Below are 4934 nucleotides of genomic sequence, written 5' to 3' on the forward strand. Positions count from 1 at the left end.
TGCTGGCGCACCTTACGAGGAGATCCCAACATGACCCCGCGTGGACGTCTCCGCTGAGCGGGAGCTGAGGGGCGGACCAAACCGCCGGCCATATATCGTGGAACGATCTTGGAAGGCTGGTGTGATCACGGCGTCGGAATCTTCCTGGATAGCCCCGTTCTCCGGGTTGAGTCCTCGCGCCTTCGGGAACCGAGACGACTCGGAGCTCATTTACGGGACAGCCCTTAGCTCGGGGGGATCGCGGCCTCGATGTGGGCGATGTGGGCGGCGAGGATGTCTTCGAACGCGGCGCGGCGGTCCGCGCCGAGGGGGCGGACGTTGCGGGCGAAGTGGGCCAGGGTCGGGAAGCGTTCGGGGTCGGCGCCGAGTACCGCGACGCGGAACAGCTCCATGCCCTGTTCGTACTCCCCGGGCGTGACGGTGCTGACCCCCGCCTCGGAGGCGATCAACGCGGCGATGAGGACCGCGACCCGGTGGTAGCGCGTCGGGATCTCCCCATCGGGCAGCCCCGACGAGCGGAGAGCCTGCAGCACCTCTTCCATGACCATCCGGGAACCGGTGCCGGATGAGGCGTAGCGCCCCCAGACCGCGGCGAGTTGGGGTTGCTGGCCGAAGGCCTCTCTCAGCCGCAGGGCCAGGGCCGTGATGCGCTGCTTCCAGTCGCCCTCGGGGCGGTAGCCGTCCATGGCGGCCAGGAGGATCCGGTCGGCGACCGCGCGCAGCAGTTCAGTCTTGCTGCGGAAGTGCCGGTAGAGGCTGGAGGAATCGGTCCCGAGCGCCGCGGCGAGCCTGCGCACACTGAACGACTCGGCGTCGCCGGTGCACAGCAGCTCCGCCGCGGCGTCCAGGATCTCCTCGGTCGACCAGCGCCTTCGGCCTGCCATCTCGCTCCTTTCGGCGGGGTCCCGCCGACTCTCACCGGGTCTCAGCCGCCGGGTCTCAGCCTAGCTTATGCACTTGGCGTTGCACGCACCGCGTGCATAATGAGGACATGAGCGTGCCGAGACCTCACCCAGGGGCATACGAAAGGACGCATGTCGTGCGGAACCCACTGGATCCCGCGGAGCTGAACGCCGCGATGGAAAACGTCCACCGCGCCGGGATGCCGGGCCTGTTCGCCGAGATACGGGACGGCGACCAGGTCTGGCGCGGCGCCGCCGGGGTCGCCGATGTCGCCACCGGTCGCCGCGTCACCGCCGACATGCGGCACCGCGTCGGCAGCATCACCAAGACCTTCACCGCCGCCGCGGTTCTGCGGCAGATCGAGAGCGGTCAGATCGGTCTCGACGTGCCGATCGGCCGGTACCTTCCGCAGCTGGTTCCCGGGGAACGCGGTGACGCGATCACGGTCCGGATGCTGATCAACCACACCAGTGGCCTCGCCGAGTACCTTCCTTACGCCTACCCCTCCCTCAAGGCGTTCCCCGCCCTCGCGGACACCGGGCCCCAGAGTCTGGACGACAACCGGCTCACGCGGTTTCACCCCACCGAGCTGATCGAGATGGGGGTCAGCGCACCTGCCGTTGGCGCACCTGGCGGCACTCCGGGGGTGTACTCCAACACCAACTACCTGCTCCTCGGCGAACTCCTGGAGAAGGTGACCGGCACCGCGGCCGAGCGCTGCATCACCCGGAACGTCATCGAGCGCGCCGGGCTCCGCGACACCGAACTCCCGGCCGGGCCGTACGTCAACGGGCCGCACTCGCAGATCTACGAGGCGTGGTTCGGCATGATCGACCCGCCGCGCGACTACAGCGTCTACGACATGTCCTGGGTCGGGCCGGCGGCCTCGCTGATATCGACCGTCACGGACCTCAACCGCTTCTTCGGCATGCTGCTCGCCGGTGAGATCGTCAGCCCGTCGTCGCTGGCGCAGATGCAGCGCACCGTCCCGGTCATCTCCCAAGAGGGAAGGACGATCGACTACGGCCTCGGCCTGCATCCCATGGAGGTTCCCGGTCGGGGCACCTTCTGGGGCCATGGCGGCACGGTCTGGGGTGCCGGAGCGCTCGCCATGACCAGCGCCGACGGCAAGCGGCAGCTGGCCGTCGCGGTGAACCTGCAGAGGTGGAACAGGCTCGATCCCTCGGGCAGACCGCGGCCCCATCCCATCGACGACGCGCTCGCGGGTCTCTACCGCGTGGCGATGTGCTGACCTGACCTGCCCCGCACCGGGCCGGGCCGGGCCGGGCCAGCCCAGCCCGGAGAGAGCCGCTGTTCCATCAGTTTGCGGCATCGTTCTATAACATGGCGGTCCGAGAAGGGACCAGCGGGCGGCTCGCCGTACGGTGGCCGGCGGGTGACGCGGGAGGGGGGCCGGTGACAGCTCGGCGGGGGCAGGTCACAGGGGTGATGCGCATGGTGTTGCGCGCCCTGCTGGCCGCGATCGTGGGCGGCGTGGTGGGAACCGCCGCCTACTCGATCAGTCAGACCGGAGGTCAGCGACTTTCGATCGTGGTGGGATGCCTCATCGGTGTCGCCGTCGTCCTCGGCACGGAGTTGTACCGCAGATCGGCCCGGCTCACTGACGTACAGCTCGTGGTGCTCGGCAGCCAGATGTCATTCAAGGCGAAGACGGACATGCGGCAAGCAGCACAGCGGATGTTCTTCCAAGCCGCGACCCGGATCGCCACTCGCCCCCTGGAAGATGGCACCGGGAATCTGCGCGAGGCTCTGACATCCCTCAAAACGCTTTTCGATCTCTATCGCGAACCGTTGGAGTCGGAGTCCACCCCGCCGCCACCGGCCAGGGGGGACTCCGTATACGAGCTGGCATTGGACATCCTCAACTTCGAGCTCGCCCCCTTTCTCGCCAAGTGGCATCCCCGGCTCAGGGAATTCGAGGAGTCACACCCCGACCAGGATGAGTCCGCATGGCCCGAGAACGCGGCCTTCCGTGAAGAGCTACGCATGCTGCAGGAGAACCTGCGGCACTATGTGATCGGCCTGGGGGAGATCGCCGGAATTCGCGACCCCGAACGTCATCTTCACCGTTCGTCCTGGTCGACAACGCGGGGCGGGTCAGCCGTGCCACGTCAGCAGGCCGCCGATCCCGGCACGACGAGGTGAGGTGACGGACCCGGGGGACGCCCGGCACGGACGTACCGTGCCGCATCATAGATCCGTGACGATCTCCCCTTCACGGACGACCTCAGGTACGTCGCCGGTTTCGGACGGGCCAGCGACCGCGCCCCCCCCCCCGCTGATTTCGGGGTGGAGGAGGGATTCGGGATATCGATCCGCTGAGGTCTGGGGGGCCAAGCACTCATGAGCGCCATGAATGACTCCGACGCCGAGTGGGATGTCTTCGTCAGCTACAGCCGCTCGGACGCGCGAAAGGTCGGCGCTCTGGTACCCGCCCTCCGGGACCGCGGACTCAGAGTCTTCGTCGATGACACGGCCGTGGACGACTTCGCGTCCATCACGGCCACCATCACCGAGGCTCTGGCACATTCCAGGGTGCTGCTCGCTCTGTACTCGGCGGACTATCCGCAGCGGCGAGCCTGTCAGTGGGAACTGACGTATGCCTATCTCACCGGGCAGCGGGAGGGCGATCCGCTCCGGCGGACGCTGGTGGTCAACCCCGAAGGAACGACCGACCACGTACACCCGGTCGAGCTCCGTGACGCACGGCACTGGCCATGGCCCACGACACCGGAGACCATCGGGCAATTCGTCGAAAGCGTGGCGGCCCATGTGCGCGATATCCCCCATCCCATGGGGGACGCCGCCGCCGCTCCTTTCGTGCCCTGGCTGCCCGCCCCGGCCCGTACCGGGTCCATTCGCTTCACCGGCCGCCTGGCGGAGCAGTGGGTCATTCACAGCGCCCTGCACCGTCACCGCACCCCGCTCGTCGCACAGGCCGCCGCTGGCCGTACGGCACAGCTGCGCGGCATGCCGGGCATCGGCAAATCGCTGCTCGCCCAGGAATACGCCCTGCATTTCAGCTCCGCCTTCCCGGGCGGGATCTTCTGGTTCGATCTCCACCCCTGCGCGGAAGCCAGCCCATCCGAAACCATGGACGCGTACGCGGAGCAGGTCTCCACGGTGCTCTCCGCGCTCGGCCTGTACTCCGCGCCCGCCTCCCTCCCCGTGCTGCTCAGCCATCTCGCGGTCGCGCTCGGCGAGCGCGACGCACCCTGTCTGTGGGTGGTCGACGGCGTTCCCGACGGCCTGTCCGAAGACCAACTGCACCTCTTGCGGGGGCCGCACCTGCTCACCACGACCTTGATCACCACGCGTTCGCTGCGCTACGCCCCCTTCGCCGAGGCCATCGACGTCTCCCCCTTGGCCGATGCCGACGGGTTCCGCCTCCTCACCTCTCGCCGGGCGCCCGACAGCGACCTCGACCACGCGGCCGCGCTCGCCCTCGTCCGGGACGTGGACGGACATCCGCAGGCACTCGACCTGCTGGCGAACCTCGCGGTGTCCAGCGACTTCGTCCACGTCCGCAACCGACTGCACGGGCCGGGAACGGACGTGCTCACCTCCGGCCAGCCCGGCCCCAGGAGCGGCACTCCGTACCGCCGTCCGCCCCTGACGGCCCTCCTGCCGCGGCCGCTGTCCGGTCAGCGCCCCGTCGATGACGTCCTGCGGCTGCTCGCCCTGACCTGCCCGGCTCCGCTGTCGCAGGCCACCCTCGAGAATGTGCTGTCCGCCGTCAGGCCCTACGCCCCGTGGGAAGTGTCCTCCCTCGTCTCCGAGGCCGTCGAAACCCTGCTCGGCTCGGGCGCGCTGCGGCCGGACCCACTACAGGCCCAGTCCTTCACCGTCCACCCTCTCCTCGCCCGAGCCGTACGTCGCCATGACGCCGACACCGCCCGGCAGGAAGACCTCCGCCGCATGCTGTTCCAGAACCTCACCCCGGCTTCGGCCGCCGACCAGCCCCCGCGCGACCCCCGCCCCACCACCGGTATCCCCACTCCCCCCGTGCC

4 protein-coding genes are annotated in these 4934 nt (G+C 68.9%); 3 read left to right on the forward strand and 1 reads right to left on the reverse strand.

Going from position 1 to position 4934, the window contains the following annotated elements:
- Positions 1 to 224 precede the first annotated feature (224 nt).
- Entirely contained in the window at positions 225 to 884 is a 660-nt protein-coding gene (locus VT50_RS37675) for a TetR/AcrR family transcriptional regulator (protein ID WP_046091022.1), read from the reverse strand.
- Positions 885 to 1039: 155 nt separating this feature from the next.
- Here VT50_RS37675 and VT50_RS37680 point away from each other — a divergent pair, with 155 nt between their 5' ends.
- From VT50_RS37680 to VT50_RS37690, 3 genes are all read left to right on the forward strand, one after another.
- A complete protein-coding gene (locus tag VT50_RS37680) occupies positions 1040 to 2155 on the forward strand; it encodes a serine hydrolase domain-containing protein (protein WP_046091023.1) in 1116 nt (371 codons plus the stop codon).
- Between the two features lie 203 nt (positions 2156 to 2358).
- Positions 2359 to 3069: a hypothetical protein gene (locus VT50_RS37685; RefSeq protein WP_143645376.1), complete on the forward strand. Its 711-nt coding sequence runs from the start codon at positions 2359 to 2361 to the stop codon at positions 3067 to 3069.
- Positions 3070 to 3267: 198 nt separating this feature from the next.
- The coding region (locus tag VT50_RS37690; protein WP_079343989.1) for a TIR domain-containing protein at positions 3268 to 4934 on the forward strand (1667 nt) is incomplete at its 3' end.

It is taken from the genome of Streptomyces antioxidans, assembly GCF_000968685.2.
Lineage (GTDB): Bacteria > Actinomycetota > Actinomycetes > Streptomycetales > Streptomycetaceae > Streptomyces > Streptomyces antioxidans.